Source organism: Pseudomonas sp. TJI-51 (genome assembly GCF_000190455.2).
Lineage (GTDB): Bacteria > Pseudomonadota > Gammaproteobacteria > Pseudomonadales > Pseudomonadaceae > Aquipseudomonas > Aquipseudomonas juntendi.
This window is the reverse complement of record NZ_AEWE02000173.1, coordinates 1-15,813: the sequence shown is the minus strand read 5'-3', so window position 1 is coordinate 15,813 and position 15,813 is coordinate 1. Positions and strand designations below refer to the sequence as shown.

At 65.3% G+C, this 15,813-nt stretch carries 15 protein-coding genes; 9 read left to right on the top strand and 6 right to left on the bottom strand.

The annotated features are described in order from the left end of the window. Window positions 1-43 precede the first annotated feature (43 nt). Both G1E_RS26300 and G1E_RS26295 read right to left on the bottom strand, forming a co-directional pair. Entirely contained in the window at window positions 44-1,669 is a 1,626-nt protein-coding gene (locus tag G1E_RS26300) for a methyl-accepting chemotaxis protein (RefSeq protein ID WP_033690930.1), read from the bottom strand. A 276-nt stretch (window positions 1,670-1,945) separates the two neighbouring features. After that, window positions 1,946-2,857, bottom strand: a complete 912-nt coding sequence (locus G1E_RS26295) for an AraC family transcriptional regulator (RefSeq protein WP_009685600.1) — start codon at window positions 2,855-2,857, stop codon at window positions 1,946-1,948. A 101-nt stretch (window positions 2,858-2,958) separates the two neighbouring features. Here G1E_RS26295 and G1E_RS26290 point away from each other — a divergent pair, with 101 nt between their 5' ends. The 5 genes from G1E_RS26290 (at window position 2,959) to G1E_RS26270 (ending at window position 7,447) form a co-directional block, all read left to right on the top strand. Then, on the top strand, window positions 2,959-3,519 hold the full coding sequence (locus tag G1E_RS26290; RefSeq protein WP_009685599.1) for a carboxymuconolactone decarboxylase family protein: 561 nt from the start codon (window positions 2,959-2,961) through the stop codon (window positions 3,517-3,519). Between the two features lie 98 nt (window positions 3,520-3,617). Beyond that, window positions 3,618-4,682: an acyl-CoA dehydrogenase family protein gene (locus tag G1E_RS26285; RefSeq protein ID WP_047150261.1), complete on the top strand. Its 1,065-nt coding sequence runs from the start codon at window positions 3,618-3,620 to the stop codon at window positions 4,680-4,682. After that, the gene (locus G1E_RS26280) at window positions 4,679-5,500 is read left to right on the top strand and encodes an ABC transporter ATP-binding protein (protein WP_009685596.1); all 822 of its coding nucleotides are present in this window, start codon (window positions 4,679-4,681) and stop codon (window positions 5,498-5,500) included. The genes G1E_RS26285 and G1E_RS26280 overlap by 4 nt, the downstream gene beginning before the upstream one ends. Further along, window positions 5,487-6,692 carry an ABC transporter substrate-binding protein gene (locus G1E_RS26275; RefSeq protein WP_033690929.1) on the top strand — a complete coding sequence of 402 codons (1,206 nt, stop codon included), beginning with the start codon at window positions 5,487-5,489 and terminating at the stop codon, window positions 6,690-6,692. Before G1E_RS26280 ends, G1E_RS26275 begins: the two co-directional genes overlap by 14 nt. Beyond that, window positions 6,692-7,447 carry an ABC transporter permease gene (locus G1E_RS26270; RefSeq protein WP_009685594.1) on the top strand — a complete coding sequence of 252 codons (756 nt, stop codon included), beginning with the start codon at window positions 6,692-6,694 and terminating at the stop codon, window positions 7,445-7,447. Before G1E_RS26275 ends, G1E_RS26270 begins: the two co-directional genes overlap by 1 nt. Window positions 7,448-7,507: 60 nt before the next feature. Here the strand turns inward: G1E_RS26270 and G1E_RS26265 are convergent, their stop codons facing one another. Both G1E_RS26265 and argC read right to left on the bottom strand, forming a co-directional pair. Beyond that, a complete protein-coding gene (locus tag G1E_RS26265; protein ID WP_009685593.1) occupies window positions 7,508-8,194 on the bottom strand; it encodes a GNAT family N-acetyltransferase in 687 nt (228 codons plus the stop codon). Between the two features lie 81 nt (window positions 8,195-8,275). After that, the gene (gene argC / locus G1E_RS26260; RefSeq protein WP_009685592.1) at window positions 8,276-9,217 is read right to left on the bottom strand and encodes an N-acetyl-gamma-glutamyl-phosphate reductase; all 942 of its coding nucleotides are present in this window, start codon (window positions 9,215-9,217) and stop codon (window positions 8,276-8,278) included. Between the two features lie 191 nt (window positions 9,218-9,408). Here argC and G1E_RS26255 point away from each other — a divergent pair, with 191 nt between their 5' ends. Next, the gene (locus G1E_RS26255; RefSeq protein WP_009685591.1) at window positions 9,409-10,290 is read left to right on the top strand and encodes a LysR family transcriptional regulator; all 882 of its coding nucleotides are present in this window, start codon (window positions 9,409-9,411) and stop codon (window positions 10,288-10,290) included. A 15-nt stretch (window positions 10,291-10,305) separates the two neighbouring features. On the opposite strand, the gene G1E_RS26250 is transcribed toward G1E_RS26255, so the two are convergent. Beyond that, on the bottom strand, window positions 10,306-10,848 hold the full coding sequence (locus G1E_RS26250) for a WYL domain-containing protein (RefSeq protein WP_009685590.1): 543 nt from the start codon (window positions 10,846-10,848) through the stop codon (window positions 10,306-10,308). A 160-nt stretch (window positions 10,849-11,008) separates the two neighbouring features. Beyond that, entirely contained in the window at window positions 11,009-11,917 is a 909-nt protein-coding gene (locus tag G1E_RS26245) for a LysR family transcriptional regulator (RefSeq protein WP_009685589.1), read from the bottom strand. A 172-nt stretch (window positions 11,918-12,089) separates the two neighbouring features. Between G1E_RS26245 and G1E_RS26240 the strand changes: the two genes are divergently transcribed. The 3 genes from G1E_RS26240 to G1E_RS26230 are packed head-to-tail and all read left to right on the top strand — an operon-like array spanning window position 12,090 to window position 15,688. Further along, window positions 12,090-13,394, top strand: coding sequence for an MFS transporter (locus tag G1E_RS26240; protein WP_009685588.1), 1,305 nt, complete (start codon window positions 12,090-12,092; stop codon window positions 13,392-13,394). A 30-nt stretch (window positions 13,395-13,424) separates the two neighbouring features. Further along, window positions 13,425-14,666, top strand: a complete 1,242-nt coding sequence (locus G1E_RS26235) for a Zn-dependent hydrolase (protein ID WP_047150260.1) — start codon at window positions 13,425-13,427, stop codon at window positions 14,664-14,666. Then, the gene (locus G1E_RS26230; RefSeq protein WP_047150259.1) at window positions 14,666-15,688 is read left to right on the top strand and encodes a histone deacetylase family protein; all 1,023 of its coding nucleotides are present in this window, start codon (window positions 14,666-14,668) and stop codon (window positions 15,686-15,688) included. The genes G1E_RS26235 and G1E_RS26230 overlap by 1 nt, the downstream gene beginning before the upstream one ends. The last annotated feature ends 125 nt before the right edge of the window (window positions 15,689-15,813 follow it).

The following is a 15,813-nucleotide window of genomic DNA, read 5'->3' as shown; positions in this document are numbered from 1 at the left end:
GCTTGCCTGCGATGGGCCGCGATGCGGCCCCGGCTATCTCAGATCAGACCTTGAACTGTGCCACCATGCCATTCAGGTCCACGGCAAGGCGCGACAGGTCCTGCGCTGCCGCACTGGTCTGGTTGGCCCCCGCCGAGGTCTGCATGGCCAGGTCACGGATATTCACCAGATTGCGGTCCACCTCACGGGCCACCTGCGCCTGTTGTTCCGAGGCACTGGCTATCACCAGGTTACGCTGGTTGATCGAGGCCATCGCTTCAGCAATCACCTCCAGCGCCTGCCCGGCGCCCTCGGCCACTTCCAGCGTGCCCGTGGCACGCCCCTGGCTGCTGTGCATCGCGGTCACCGCGCGCTCGGTGCCGTTCTGGATCCCGGCAATCATCTGCTCGATTTCGGCCGTCGACTGCTGGGTGCGGTGGGCGAGGGCACGAACTTCGTCCGCCACCACCGCAAAGCCACGGCCTGCCTCACCGGCGCGGGCGGCTTCGATGGCGGCGTTGAGCGCCAGCAGGTTGGTCTGCCCGGCAATTGCACCGATCACATCCAGCACCCGGCTGATCTCGTTGGCATTGCTGGCCAGCTGTTCGATTTCGCTGGAAGTGCCGGTCACGTCCGCCACCAGGTGCTGGATGGAGGCCAGCGCCTGGTTGACCCGGTCGCGGCCATCGCGGGTAGTCTGGTCGGCACCTCTGGAGGCGTCTGCGGTGCTCACCGCATTGTTGGCCACTTCTTCGACCGCCGCGGTCATCTGGTTGACGGCCGTGGCCGCCTGGTCGATTTCGGCACTTTGCTGGTGCAAGCCGCGGCTGGTGTCTTCGGTAACGGTGTGCAGCTCTTCGGACGCCGAGGCCAGTTGGTCGGACGAGGCGGCTATCTGCCGAATGGTATCGCGCAGGCTGGTCTGCATGCGGCTCAACGCGCGCAGCAGCAAGGCCGGTTCGTCACGGCCCACCACCTGTATTTCGCGAGTCAGGTCGCCGGTGGCCACGCGTTCAGCCACGGCCACGGCCTCGGCCAACGGCCGCACGATACTGCGGGTGAGCAGGGTGGCGATGGCGGCAAGCGCCAGTACAATCACCAACAGCGCGCCTATCAGCGCCTGGAACGCTTCGTCAGCCACATCGCTGCTGCGCTGCGAGGCTTGCTCGGCACTTGTGCCGTTGTAGGCAATCAGCGCGGTCATGGCCTGCATCATGCTATCGGCGCTTTGGGTCAGCGGCCCGCTGATCAGTTGCCTGGCGTCGTCCATCCGCCCGCTGGTGAGCCCCTGCAGCACACGCCCCTGTACGTCGGAATACTGCTGATGGGCAGTCATGAAAGCGTTGAACAGGTTTTGGTCATCGGTGGCAGCCACCATGCCAGCGTAATGCTTCAAGCCCTTGGAAAGCTCGATGTTGATGCTGTCCAGCATCTGCAGGTTGCGCTTGCGATCATCGCTGTTGTCGTCGAGCGCGGCACGTAACGTAAGGGCGCGGGCGCGGCCCAGGTCGGTGCTGATTCCACTGAGGGCTACCACTGCCGGCATCCAGGTCACCCGGATCTCGTCCGTAGCGCTGTCCATCTGCCGGGTCTCGTAAAGTGCGATCAGGCCCATCACCAGCACCAGAACGCCCAACAGGGTGAATGCGCTTGCTGCGCGAATGCCGATCTTCAAATTCCTTAACTGCATGAAGTACTCCTTGATGGTGGCGTGCAGGCCTCGAGAACGCAGGCGGCTACCGGTGTAAACGCAGTGGCGCCAGGCTCGGGATGCACCGCAAAGTCGTTTGTAGGTCTCACCCTCTTTACTGTTTTTGGATGCGATGATGCCATATGGCCATCATCCTTGAACAGACATTCAAGTTACGGGATCTGCTGATAAAACCAAGGAAAATTGTCAGTTTTATCCGGGAAGTCAGCTTCAACGTGGCGCCTCGCAAGTCGGCTTTCGGCGCAGTAGAGCCGCTTAACGCCCTTCGTGGCCCCGCCGGTAGGCCCCTGGCTGTATGCCCACTGCCTTGGCGAAGGCCCGGGTAAAAGCGGCCACCGATTGGTACCCCACCTGTGCACCCACTTGCTCCACCGTGTTGCCCGCCTGCAGCAACCGGCAAGCATGGCGCATGCGCAACGCCAGCAGCACTTGGCCTGGCGACTGCCCGGCCAGCTCGCTGAAGCGTTTGAAGAAAGCCGAGCGCGACAACCCGGTGCAGGCCGCCATGCTCTCCAGTGTCCAGGCTTTGCCGGGTTGCTCGATCAGTTGCTCGAGCAACCCGGCGAACGCCGGCTGCCGAGCAAGCGCGATCAGCCCGCCCAGGGGCTGCCCGGCATGCACTTGCTGGCGCAGTGCATACAGAAAGAGCAAGTGCGTCAGGCGCTCCAGAAAGGTTTGCGAAGGCCCGGTTTGGCGTTGGCATTCGTCCAGGATCAGCCCGAACAACGCCCCCGCCGCGCTCCCGGCGGGGTCTTCGGCACGCAGCAGGATCCAGTCGGCCAGGCCCTCGACAATCAGCGAAGACAAACCCGACTGGAAACGGAAGAAGCCACAGACCAGGCCGACCCCATCGCTGGCGTCGCCGTCCAGCGCCTGCATGGTTTGACGCGGTTGCGCACAGGCGCCTGCCGCGTCCTGGTCGCTGGACAGGCGATAACCCAGGTCGCGCAACAGGAATACGGCGTCGCCTTTTCTCAGGCACACCGGCTGCGCCTGGCCGTCGAGGTGCAGCCAGCAATCGCCCTGCACCACCAAGTGGAAGCTGGCACGGCCCATACCTTGGGTGCTGGCGTGCCAGCCGCCACAGTAGCGGCCGACATGAAACAGGCTGGCATCCAGCTCCAGACCTTCTAATAACCAATCGACGAGCGCGGCGGACGAAATCATCTAATGCAAAGACTCAGGAGCAAGGAAAGGCGACTGATGAATATGGAGGGTACTTCTTATAACCACCAGACTGTAGTGACATCCATCAGGGAGACCACTCCATGTCCTCGCGCATTACCTTACACACCCTGGAAAGCGCCCCGGAAGCAGCGCGCCCGTTCCTTGAGAACGCGCAGAAGAATTCGGGCTTCATCCCCAACCTGCTCGGGGTGCTGGCCAACGCGCCAGCGGCACTGGAAACCTACGTGACCGTTTCGGCATTGAATGGCAAGTCCGACCTGAGCCTGGCCGACCGCGAAGTGGTGCAACTGATTGCCGCCACCCAACATGGCTGTGATTTCTGTGTGGCGGGGCACACCGCCGTGGCGTTGAACAAGGCCAAGCTGCCGCAGGAGGTGGTCGATGCCCTGCGGGCCCGCGGCGAGCTGCCCAATGCCCGTTACGAAGCCCTGGCCGCCTTCGCCCGCGAAGTGATCGCGACCCGCGGCAATGTGAGCCAGGCCACGTACCAGGCATTCCGGGATGCCGGCTTCAGCGAAGGCAATGCGCTGGAAGTGATTCTTGGCGTGAGCCTCGCAACCCTGTGCAACTTTGCTAATGTGTTCGCCCAAACGCCGCTCAATGACGAGCTTGGCAAGTACCGCTGGCAGCCCACTGCATGATCTGCCTCTGCTAGCGGCGGTACAGCGGTAGTTGTAGGAGCGGCCATGTGCCGCAAAGGGGCCGCCAGGCGGCCCGGCGTTCTCAAAGGAGCAAGACCATGCAGGATTGTGCATTTCGACAGTGGCTGGATGCCAATGCCGAGGCCATAGATCGGGGCCTGTGCGAGCCGCAGCACGTGCTGGCGCAAATCGCCGAATCGCAACTGCTGCGCGTGGGCGTCGACCCTGCCCTGGGCGGTACGGGCGGGCAGGTGACCGACGTCGTCGAGGCCATCGCTGCCATTGCCAGCCGCTCGCTGGCTGCCGCTTTCGTGTGTTGGGGCCAGCGCGCCTTTATCGAGTACCTGTTGCAAAGCCCCAACCAGCCGCTGCGCGCGCGCTTGCTGCCACAGCTGTTGGCCGGCGAGCTGGCCGGTGCCACCGGCCTGTCCAATGCCATGAAGTTCCTCTCTGGCATCGAAGCCCTGCAAGTGCGCGGCCGCCCGGCGGGCGATGGCTGGCACCTGGAGGGCCGCCTGCACTGGGTGACCAACCTGCGCAAGAGTGGGTTCGTGGTAGCGGCGGCCATCGAGGACGACGCGGGCGGTGCTCCGTTCGTACTGGCCATTCCTTCGGATGCCCAGGGCCTGCAACGTTCCGACGACTTGCAACTGATGGGCTTGCAGTCGAGCAACACCGCTGCCTTGGCCTTCCACCAGGTGCCGCTGGCACGTGACTGGTTGCTGCACGACAATGCCCGCGCGTTCCTGCCGCAGGTACGCCCTGCCTTCCTGGGGTTGCAGTGCGGCATGGCCATTGGCCTGGCGCGCCGGGCACTGGACGAAGTGCAGGCCCAGCTGCAGGGGCGTGCCTCATTCCTGGACGAAGCCCGCCAGGTGCTCAGCGAGCGCCTGGAGAATACCGTCAGCGAACTCAAGCAAGGTTTGCTCGATGGCCGCTTCCTGCAACAACCGGCGGCCTTGTTCAAGCTGCGCATCACCCTGGCCGAAAGTGCCGCCGACGCGGTGCAACTGGAATTGCAGGCCAGTGGTGGCAAAGCCTACCTCAGCGAGTATGGCGAAGGTTTTGCCCGCCGCTGGCGCGAATCGGCGTTCGTGCCGATCGTCACGCCCAGCCTGGTGCAGCTGCGGGCCGAGCTGCACCGCCAGGCAGCCGGGGCATGAGTGCAATGTTGCTCGAAGCCCGTGACGTCAGCCTGGGCTACCCGGGCGAGGGCGGCTGGCAGCAAGTGCTGGCGCAGTTCGACCTGCAGCTGGGGCGCGGCGAGGTGGTGAGCATTCTGGGCCCCAGCGGTGTTGGCAAGTCCAGCCTGTTGCGGGTATTGGCCGGCCTGCAGCAGCCGGGTGGTGGCAGCGTGCGGCTGCATGGCCAGCCGCTGCAGGGCCCACACCCGCGCCTGGCGGTAGCCTTCCAGGACCCCAGCCTGCTGCCTTGGCTGAGCCTGGAGAAAAACGTCGCCTTCGGCCTGGACTTCGCCCGCCAGCCCAAGCTGGCGGCTGCCGAACGCCGTGCACGTATCGACCACGCTATCGCCGCCGTGGGCCTGGGCCACGCCCGCAGCCACTACCCGGCGCAGCTGTCTGGCGGCATGGCCCAGCGGACCGCGCTGGCCCGTTGCCTGGCACGGCAGCCCGAAGTGCTGTTGCTCGACGAACCGTTCGGCGCGCTGGATGAAGTCACCCGTGCCGACATGCAGCAATTGCTGCTGCAATTGATCGCCACCCACAACACGGCGGCGGTGCTGATCACCCACGATATCGACGAAGCCCTGTTGCTGTCCGACCGTGTGCTGCTGCTGGGCGACCATCCAGCGCACATCCTCGGCCAGTGGCACATCGGCCTGCCGCAGCCGCGCACGCAGCGGGTAGAAGAACTGGGCGCCCTGCGCATTGAAATTCTCAAGACGCTCCGGCGAGCAAGCCGCACGGTCGAACCCACCCCAACCCCCCAGGCCTCGGAGGCTGCCCATGTGCATGGATGACTGCTGTTCCTCGTCTTCACGACGTGATTTTCTCAAGCTGGGCGCCATGCTCACCGCCGCCGGTGCACTGCCGTTGCTGTCGAGCCTGCAGGCCCGCGCCGCTGCCGAACCGGACGCGCCGGTACGTATCGGTTACCTGCCTATCACCGACGCCACGCCCTTGCTGGTGGCGCACAACAATGGCCTGTTCGAAGCCGAGGGTATCAAGGCCGAACGCCCGGTATTGCTGCGCAGCTGGGCACAGGTGATCGAGGCGTTCATTTCTGGTCAGGTGAACGTCATTCACCTGCTGTCGCCGATGACCGTGTGGGCGCGCTATGCCAGCAAGGTGCCGGCCAAGGTGGTGGCGTGGAACCACGTGGGCGGTTCGGGCCTGACCGTCGCCCCCGACATCACAGACATGAAGCAGTTGGGTGGCAAGACCGTGGCCATACCCTTCTGGTACTCGATCCATAACGTCGTGCTGCAGCAGATGCTCAACGACAACGGCCTGACACCGGTGTCGAAGCCGGCCAATGCGGCATTGGCAGGCAATGAAGTGAACCTGCTGGTGTTGCCGCCCTCCGACATGCCACCGGCCCTGGCCAGCAAGCGCATAGCAGGTTACATCGTCGCCGAGCCGTTCAACGCCCTGGCCGAGAACCTCAAGGTTGGCCGCGTGCAGCGCTTCACGGGCGATGTCTGGCGCAACCATGCCTGCTGCGTGGTGTTCATGCACGAACACGACCTCGACAACCGCCCCGAGTGGTCGCAGAAGGTGGTCAATGCCATCGTCAAGGCCCAGCACTGGACCCGCGACCACCGCGCCGAAGCAGCAGCCTTGCTGTCGCGTGCTGGCGCCAACAAGTACACGCCCCATGACCCGGCGGTGCTGGCCAAGGTCCTTGCCCCGGCGGCCGAGGACCGTGCCGGCTACATCGCCAGCGGCGCTATTCGCCACCAGCAGTGGGACGAAAAGCGCATCGATTTCCAGCCTTACCCGTTCCCGAGCTACACCGAAGCACTGGTCCAGCGCTTGCAGCACACCCTGATCGAAGGTGACCACGCGTTCCTCGCCGGCCTGGACCCGGCGCAGACTGCCCGCGACCTGGTGGATGACCGCTTCGTGCGTAACGCCATTGCCGCCGTGGGCGGGCCGTCGGTGTTCGGCATAGCCGACAACTACGAGCGCAGCGAGGAGTTCGCCGTCTGATGCGTACGCACGTGGTACATGCCGGGCTTGGCCTGGCCGGCTTGCTGGGCTTGCTGGCACTGTGGTGGGCCGGGGTCGCCGTGTTCGGCCAGGCCGATGGCCTGTCGGCCCGGTTTGCACCGCAGGCCACGTTGGCCAGCCTGGTCGAGCTGTTGGGGCAGGGCGAGGTCTACGGGCATATCTGGGTCAGCCTCAAGCGCATCCTGGTGGGTTTGTTGCTGGCGTTGCTGATCGGTGTGCCGTTGGGGTTGCTGGTAGGTAGCTACCGGCACCTGGAGGCGGCGACCACGCCGGCATTCCAGTTCCTGCGCATGATCTCGCCGTTGTCGTGGATGCCGGTGGTGGTGATGCTGATGGGCGTGGGTGACCAGCCGATCTACTTTTTGCTGGCGTTCGCCGCGTTGTGGCCGATCCTGCTCAACACCGCCGCCGGGGTGCGGCAACTGGACCCGCGCTGGCTGCAGTTAAGCCGCAGCCTGAGTGCCACGCGTTGGGAAACCTTGTGCAAGGTGATCGTGCCGGGGGTGATAGGCCATGTGCTGACGGGCGTGCGCCTGGCCATCGGGATTTTGTGGATCGTGCTGGTGCCCTGCGAAATGCTGGGCGTCAGTGCAGGGCTGGGCTATTTCATTCTCGATACCCGCGACCGCCTGGCGTACTCCGAGCTGATGGCCATGGTGCTGTTGATCGGTGTGCTGGGCTTTCTGCTCGATGCCCTGGCGCGCGGGCTGCACCGGCGCTGGGTGCATGGCTGAGCCGCCGGGCCGCGCCGAGCTTGAGCGGTGCGGCCCTGAGCGTTGTGCTTGACGGTGCGATCAGTGCACGTGCTGGCGCTGGCGCACACACTCCTGCGCCTGTGCGGTCAGCGCGTCCAGCCGCTCGTCGCGCATCTGCTCCGCTTCGATCATCGCATCTTCGCCTTGCTGGTTGAGCAGGTAGGTATGAATCTGCAGCACCTCGGCGGTCTGGTAGATGGGGGCGATGTCCAGGCGGCCGATCAGTGCTCCGCTGGCCTGGCCGGTGCTGCTCATCAGCACCTGCGGACCCTTGGCGGCCACCACCTGCATACCCATGGCTTCGAACCACGGTACCTGGTTGGCGAAGGCGTTCAGCTCGACGCAGGCATGGCGCGCCTGCAGGTCGCCCAGCAGCGCCCGGGCGATGCCCTGGCGGCGATGGCTGGCGCGTACGGCCATGAATGCCAGGGCACAGGCCTGCTCATCGTCCTCGGCGGGTAGCGACAAGGCAAAGCCCAACAACTGGTCAGGCGCATCGGCATCCAGTGCCAGGGTCAGTGCCACGGCCAGGCCGCGAGTGCCGTCCAGGGCTTGCAGGTACTGGTGCACCTCCATGCCGACGCCGTACTGGTACAGCGGGTACAGCGGGTTGTCTGCACTGATCGCGACACTGCTCAATTCACCGACGTTGTGAATCACCAGCTCGCGGATCTGGTTCTGGAAAGACTCGGGCGGCACGCTGTCAAGGCGGCTCAGGATGAACATCGGGGGGCAGGCTCCGGCGGTTGGACTGTACAGCCCGCACCGGGAGGGCGCGGGCTGTACAGTCTAACCGGTTTTGACCCATCAGCCGCGTGCCTGTAGTGCGCCGAGCATCAAGTCCAGGTTTTGCACCGCCGCGCCCGACGCGCCTTTGCCCAGGTTGTCGAAGATGGCGGTGAGCAGCACCTGGCCGTGTTCAGGGTTGGCGTACAGCGCCAGGCGCAGGTCGTTGCTGTCGTTCAGGGCTTCAGGGTCGAGGTTGGCCGCGCCACCTTGTTGGTGCAGGGGCATTACCTGAACATGGCGGGCTCCCTGGTAATGCTGTTCCAGGCAGGCTTGCAGCTGATCGGCGCTGACCTGCCCGGGCAGCAGGCGCAACTGCAGCGGGATGCTCAGCACGATGCCCTGGCGGTAGGCGCCGTAGCCAGGCATGAACAGGGGCCGTGCCGAGAGCCCGGCGTGCTGCTGGATCTCGGGCACATGCTTGTGCGCCAGGTCCAGGCCGTACAGCTGCAAGGCCGGAGCTTTGTCGGCAGCGGGCTGTTCATGCCGTTCTACCGCCGCGCGGCCGCCGCCGGAGTAGCCGGAAATGGCGTGGATGTTCAGCGGGTAATCGGCAGGCAGCAGGCCGGCCTTGACCAGCGGGCGCAGCAACGCGATGGCGCCCGTGGGGTAGCAGCCGGGGTTGCTGACGCGCTTGCTTTGGGCAATGCGTTCGGCTTGGTGCGGGTCCAGTTCGGGCAGGCCATACACCCAGCCTGGGCTGGTGCGGTGTGCCGAGCTGGCGTCGATCACCCGCACCTGCGGGTTGTGGATGGCGGCCACCGCTTCGCGCGCGGCGGCATCGGGCAGGCACAGCAGGGCGATGTCGGCGCTGTTGATCGCCTCGCCACGCCGTTGAGGGTCTTTGCGTTCGGCTTCGGGCAGGGTCAGCAGGCGCAAGTCGCTGCGGCCTTGCAGGCGAGCGTGGATCTGCAGGCCGGTGGTGCCTTGGTCGCCGTCGATGAAGACAACAGGGGTATGCATGGTCGGGGTCCGGGTTGGGGAGGGGATGGCCTATGTTCGCGGGTGGCGTTTATAAAGAAAATTTGAATATCATGACCACCGCATTCAGATTCTCTGAACGATGTGCTGGCCTTTTGGCGGTGAACCTGCCCCTGAAAGCTGCCTTGGCATTCAGCCGTCAGTCTTTGTTTTGTGAGGAAGCCGCAGCGACCATGCGCGAAATCAGCCTCGACCGCCTGCGTACGCTGGTGGTCATCAGCGACCTGGGTTCATTTGCCGAGGCGGCTCGCCAGCTCAACCTGGCGCCGCCCACCATCAGCCTGCACGTGGCCGAGCTGGAGGCGCGCGTCGGCGCCCCGTTACTCAACCGTACCCGCGGCCAGGTACGGCCCACGGCCATCGGTGAAACGCTGCTGGCCCGCGCCCGCCGCTTGCTGGCCGACGCGGACCTGGCGTTGGACGAAGTTCGCCGCCAGGTGCAGGGCCTGAGCGGCCGGGTACGCCTGGGGGCCTCGACCGGGGCCATCGCCCACCTGCTGCCACAGGCGTTGGCCGCCTTGCGGGTGGAGCATCCGGGGATCGATGTGCAAGTGCAGGTGCTCACTTCGCAAGCGTCGCTGGCGCGTTTGCGCGAGGGCACGCTGGATGTCGCGCTGGTGGCGTTGCCGCAGGTGGCGGTCAAGGGGCTGGCCGTAACACCCTGGCGGCGCGACCCGATCCTGGCCTACGTCCCGGCCGACTGGCAGCCCCCGGCCAAGATCGCGCCGGCGTGGCTGGCGCAACGGGCGCTGATCCTGAATGACAGCACTACCCAGCTGTCGCGGGTGACAAACGAGTGGTTTGCGGCGGCGGGGTTGCACCCGGAGCCGCGTATCGAGCTGAACTACAACGATGCCATCAAGAAGCTGGTCGGTGCCGGGTATGGCGCGACGTTGCTGCCGCAGGAGGGGGAGGCCGCTGAGCTTGATCAGCGCATTGCCCACCGGCCGCTGCGGCCCGGGCTGTGGCGGCAGTTGGGTATCGCCTGCCGGGAAGGGCAGGTGGAGCGCGCTACCGCGTTCGTGCTGCAGGCGCTGGAGCGGCTGCGCCAGTAGCGCCCGCCAACGGTTTCAACCAACCGTTTCGTGCAGGGCCAGGCTCTGGCGCAATTGCGCCAGCATGGCCAGGCGCAGCGCTTTGGGGGCCTGCACGCGGATAGCGCCGGCCTGGGACAGTAGCCAGCTCATCAGCGCCCGGTTGTCGTCTACCGTGGCCACCAGCACAGCGCCACCGTCGGCTTGCGCGGTCAGTTGCATGTCGGCCGACAGCGGCGCCTGCTCCAGGCGCCGGGCAAGGGCGTCATCGACCCAGGCGCGCAGCTCCACCTGGGCCGCCGGGCATAGCGCGTCGGGTTGCAACTGGTGCGCTTGCTCCAGGCTCAGGCCCGGTTGCCAGTACCAGCCATAGGGCATGCCCTTACTGTTGCATTGCAGCGGGAACAGGGCGGCCAGTTCGACCAGGTCGCGCTCTACGGTACGCTTGCTGGTGGTGTGGCCCACGCCGCTCAGGGCACGTTGCAACTGGGTGGAGCTCACGCCCGGGTGGCGCCCTGGCAGCAGCTTGAGCAATTGCCACTGGCGGGCAATGGTATGGCGGGTAGGGTGGCTGGGCAAAGGGTTCGTCCTTGAAGGCAGGCATCGCGCCGGCCTGGGTGATGGCATTTAGCTATGTATCAGCATACCCTTTCCCCTGATCGGATCCAAGTTGCACTACAAGGCGGCCAAGGCCACCGGCGCGATGCGCGCTTGGCAGCGCCGGTAGTGGCGCTGCAGGTCAGTCAAGGCGCTGTTGCAGCCCCTCGATGAACACCTGTTCGGCCCGGCTGAAGCGCTGCTCCCGGTTCCACAACAGGTGAATGTCCACATCGGCAATGCCCTCCTGCGGGTGCAGCTTCCACAGCAGCCCAGCTGCAACATCCGGCGCTACCACGTGCTCGGGCAGGCAGCCGATGCCAAACCCGGCAATTACCAGGCGGCGCACTTCCTCAAGGCTGGGTGACGAGGCCACGATGCGCCCGGCAAAGCCCTGCTGGTCGCGGAAAATGGTCAGTGGCGACAACATGCCGCCAATCTGGTCACTGGTGAAGCTGACGAAGTTCTCCCGCTGCAAGTCGCCCTCGGCCTGGCCGAACAGTGCATGGTGCTTGCCACAGAAAAACGCGTAACGCTGGCGCAGGAACAGCCGTTGCTCCAGCCTGGGCTGGGCGCGCCGGTTCAAGCTCAAGCCTGCGCTGGCAGTTTTCTCTTGCAAGGCTGCGACGATGTCGGAGCTGCGCATCACGTCGATTTCCAGGTCCACCCGTGGGTGCTGGCGATGGAAGTCGGCGAGGAAGTCGTCGAAGCGGTCGCTGACGATGCGGCTGATCATCAGCAAGCGCACCTTGCCCACCAGTTCGTCGGTGGGCTGCGCCAGCAGGCTGCCGATCTGCGACATCTGCCCGTACACCTCGCCGGCCAGCTGGAACAGCTGTTCGCCCATTTCGGTCAGCACGAAACGCGGCCCACGGCGGGCGATGAGTTGGCGGCCAAGCTGTTCTTCCAGGCGCTTCAAGGCCTGGCTGACTGCCGGCTGGGTGAGATGCAGGCGGGCAGCGGCGCGGCTGATGGACAGTTCCTGGCCAATGACGCGGAAGGTACGCAGCAGGTTCCAGTCGAGGCGGTCGTTGAGCAGGCGGTCAGACATGGCAAGGCTCTATGATAAGCAGGGTTAATATTTGGAATAATAAATAGAAAATTGACTAATCATAGCCCTGGCCCGATAAATCACAGGCATCGAGGCCCACAAGCCAAGCGCCGCCAGAGCGCGACCGTGAATTCCCGTCACTCCTGCCAGAACAACAAGCAAAGGAGCCCCCATGAAGCCCGCCACTTGCGCCCAGCCACGCCGTGCCGCTGCCGCCGCTTTCATCGGTACCATGATCGAATGGTACGACTTTTACATCTATGCCACCGCCGCGGCCCTGGTGTTCGGTGCCTTGTTCTTCCCCTCCGATGACAGCCTGTTCAGCACCATGGCAGCGTTTGGTACCTTCGCCGTGGGCTTCTTCGCCCGGCCGCTGGGCGGAATCGTCTTCGGCCATGTGGGCGACCGTATCGGCCGCAAAAAATCGCTGGTCATCACCTTGCTGATGATGGGCATCGTCACGGTGTGCATCGGCCTGTTGCCGACCTATGCGCAAATCGGCGCCAGCGCGCCGGTGCTGCTGGTGCTGCTGCGCATCGTCCAGGGCATTGCGGTGGGCGGCGAGTGGGGCGGGGCCGTGCTGATGGCCGGCGAGCATGCCCCTAAAGGGCGGCGCAACTTCTTCGCCTCGTTCGCCCAACTCGGCAGCCCGGCGGGCCTGATTCTGTCACTGCTGGCTTTTGGCGCGGTCACCCGCCTTCCGGAAGAAGACCTGATGAGCTGGGGTTGGCGCGTGCCGTTCCTGGCCAGCGCCTTGCTGCTGTTGGTCGGCCTGGCCATTCGCCTGGGGGTGAACGAGTCGCCCGAGTTCATCGCCAGCCGCGAGCAGGCAGAAACAGCCCGGCGCAAGGAGCAGGCCCCGGTCTTCGAGGTGCTGCGCAGCGCCTGGCGCCCGCTGTTGCTGTGCATCGGTGCCAACACCCTGGGCATTGCCGGGGTCTACTTCACCAATACCTTCATGATCAGCTACACCACACAGCAGTTGCACCTGGAGCGCTCGCTGATCCTGGAGTGCCTGTTCTTCGTGGCGATCATCCAGTTTTGCGTACAGCCCTTGGCTGCCTGGCTGTCGGAAAAGCTCGGCGCCACTCGCTTCCTGGCCTTGGTGGCCGTGCTGGCCATGGCCTCGCCTTACCCCATGTTCACCCTGGTCAGCTCGGGCCAAGGCCCGTTGATCGTGCTCGGCATCGCCTTGGCCGCTGCCTGCATGGCCTCGTTCTACGCGGTCATCGCAGGCTACGTCAGCGGCATGTTCGACACCCGTGTGCGCTATACCGCCATTTCCCTGGCCTACCAGGTGTGTGGCGCCATCGCCGGGGGCCTGACCCCGTTGATCGGCACCTGGCTGGCCCACCATTTCACAGGGCAGTGGTGGCCGATGGCAGTGTTCTACACGCTGATCGCCACCCTTTCGCTGGTCTGCGTGCTTGCCCTGGCGCGCCAGTACGCGCGCAGCCAGCAGCTTGAGCTGGCCTGAGCGAACCGATTCATTCTGGAGTACCTGCACATGTTGAAAAGCAATGGCGAACGCCTGTGGGCGAGCTTGATGGCCATGGCCGAAATCGGCGCCACCGCACGCGGTGGCAGCTGCCGCCTGGCCCTCAGCGACGAAGACAAGGCTGGCCGTGAGCTGTTCAGCCACTGGTGCCGCGAAGCGGGCCTGACGCTGAGCGTGGATGCCATCGGCAACCTGTTCGCGCGCCGCCCTGGCACCGACCCCGATGCCGCCCCGGTGATGATCGGCAGCCACCTGGATACCCAGCCGGAGGGCGGCCGTTTCGACGGTGTCTACGGCGTGCTGGCGGGGCTGGAGGTGGTGCGCCGCCTCGACGAGTTGGGCATCAGCACCCGCAAGCCGCTGGAGCTCGCGGTGTGGACCAACGAGGAAGGCGCCCGGTTTACCCCGGCGATGTTCGGTTCGGCCGTGTTCACCGGCACCCTGGCGCTGGAGCAAGCCTTGGCCATACGCGATGCGCAAGGCATCAGCGTCGCCGACGCGTTGCAGCGTACCGGTTACGCTGGCCAGCGGCCGCTGGGCGGGCCGGTGGATGCCTATTTTGAAGCGCATATCGAGCAAGGCCCGATCCTTGAAGATAACGCCAAGGCCATTGGTGTGGTCAGCGGCGGTCAGGCTATTCGTTGGCTGGATGTGACCGTCGAAGGCATGGCCGCGCACGCCGGCACCACGCCGATGCCGTTGCGCAAGGACGCCTTGTACGGTGCGGCGCAGATGATTCAGGCGCTCGAGCGGCTGGCGGCAGACTATGCCCCCGAGGCGCTGACCACTGTCGGCGAGCTGACCATCGCCAAGTCGTCACGCAACACCATTCCCGGTGTATTGCAATTCACGGTGGACCTGCGCCACCACCGCGATGAAACCATCGAGGCCATGGAACGCGACCTGACCCTGGCGCTGCAGGCCATCGCCCGCCAGCGCGGTTTGCAGGTGCGCATCGAGCGGCGCTGGGTCAGCCCGGCCACGCCGTTTGACGTGGACTGTGTGGCCGCTGTTCAGCAAGCGGTGGATGCCCTGGGTTATGCGCAGCAGTCGATCGTCAGTGGCGCTGGGCACGATGCCATCCTGTTGGCCCGCTATTGCCCGACGGCGATGGTGTTCATTCCCTGCATCGGCGGCCTCAGCCACAACGAAGCCGAGGATGTGCTGCCCGACGATGCCCGCCAGGGTGCCGATGTATTGCTCAATGCCGTGCTGGCCCGCGCCGGCCGTGTCGAACCAGGAGAAGCCTGATGCGTTGCTACTTCCACCCTGAACAATTGCTGCATCACCCGCGCAGCTACTACTCGCGTGGCGCCATGCGCACCCCCCAGGAAGTGCCCGAGCGCGCCCAGCGCCTGTTGCAGGCTGCCAAGGACCTTGGCTTCGACATCCGCCAGCCAGAGGATGCCGGCCTGCAGCCGCTGGCGGCGGTGCATGGCGAGGCCTACCTGGCCTTCCTCGAAGAAGCCCATGCGCGCTGGAAGGAAGTGCCCGAGGACTGGGGCGACGAGGTCATGTCCAATATCTTCGTGCGTGAGCCCAACGCCTTGCGTGGCATTCTCGCCCAGGCCGCGCGCTACCTGGCCGATGGCAGTTGTCCGGTAGGCGAGCGTACCTGGCATTCGGCCTACTGGTCCGCGCAGAGCGCGGTCGCTGGCGCCAAGGCCATTGCCGAGGGTGAGCCCGCGGCTTACGCGCTGTGCCGGCCTCCGGGGCACCATGCGCGGTTCGATGCGGCGGGTGGCTTCTGTTACATCAACAACGCTGCCGTCGCTGCCCAGGCCTTGCGCGGCCGCTACAGCCGGGTGGCGGTGCTCGACACCGACATGCACCACGGGCAAGGCATCCAGGAAATCTTCTACGACCGGCGCGATGTGCTGTATGTGTCGGTGCACGGCGACCCGACCAACTTCTACCCAGGCGTGGCCGGGTTCGAGGACGAGCGCGGCCGTGGTGAGGGGGAGGGGTACAACCTGAACCTGCCGATGCCCCACGGCGCCAGCGAAGCGGACTTCCTGAGCCGGCTGGACACGGCACTGGCTGCGGTGAAGGATTTTGGTGCGCAAGTGTTGGTGTTGTCGCTGGGCTTCGACATTTATGAGCTGGACCCCCAGAGCAAGGTGGCGGTGACGACCGAGGGCTTTGCCGTGTTGGGCGAGCGTATCCGCGCATTGCGCTTGCCATGCCTGATTGTGCAGGAGGGCGGGTACCATCTGCAGAGCCTGGAGGCGAATGCTCGGGCGTTTTTTGCTGACAAAGCGGATTGGCGGTGAGTGCTACCAGGCTGTTTATTTCGGGGATGAACCCCACAGGGATCGCATCAGGGCTGACAGGTGTTTGTCATAAGATATGCAGCGCCTGTTAGATCGAGCGCCGCCCGCGCGGCGCATCGCGAGCT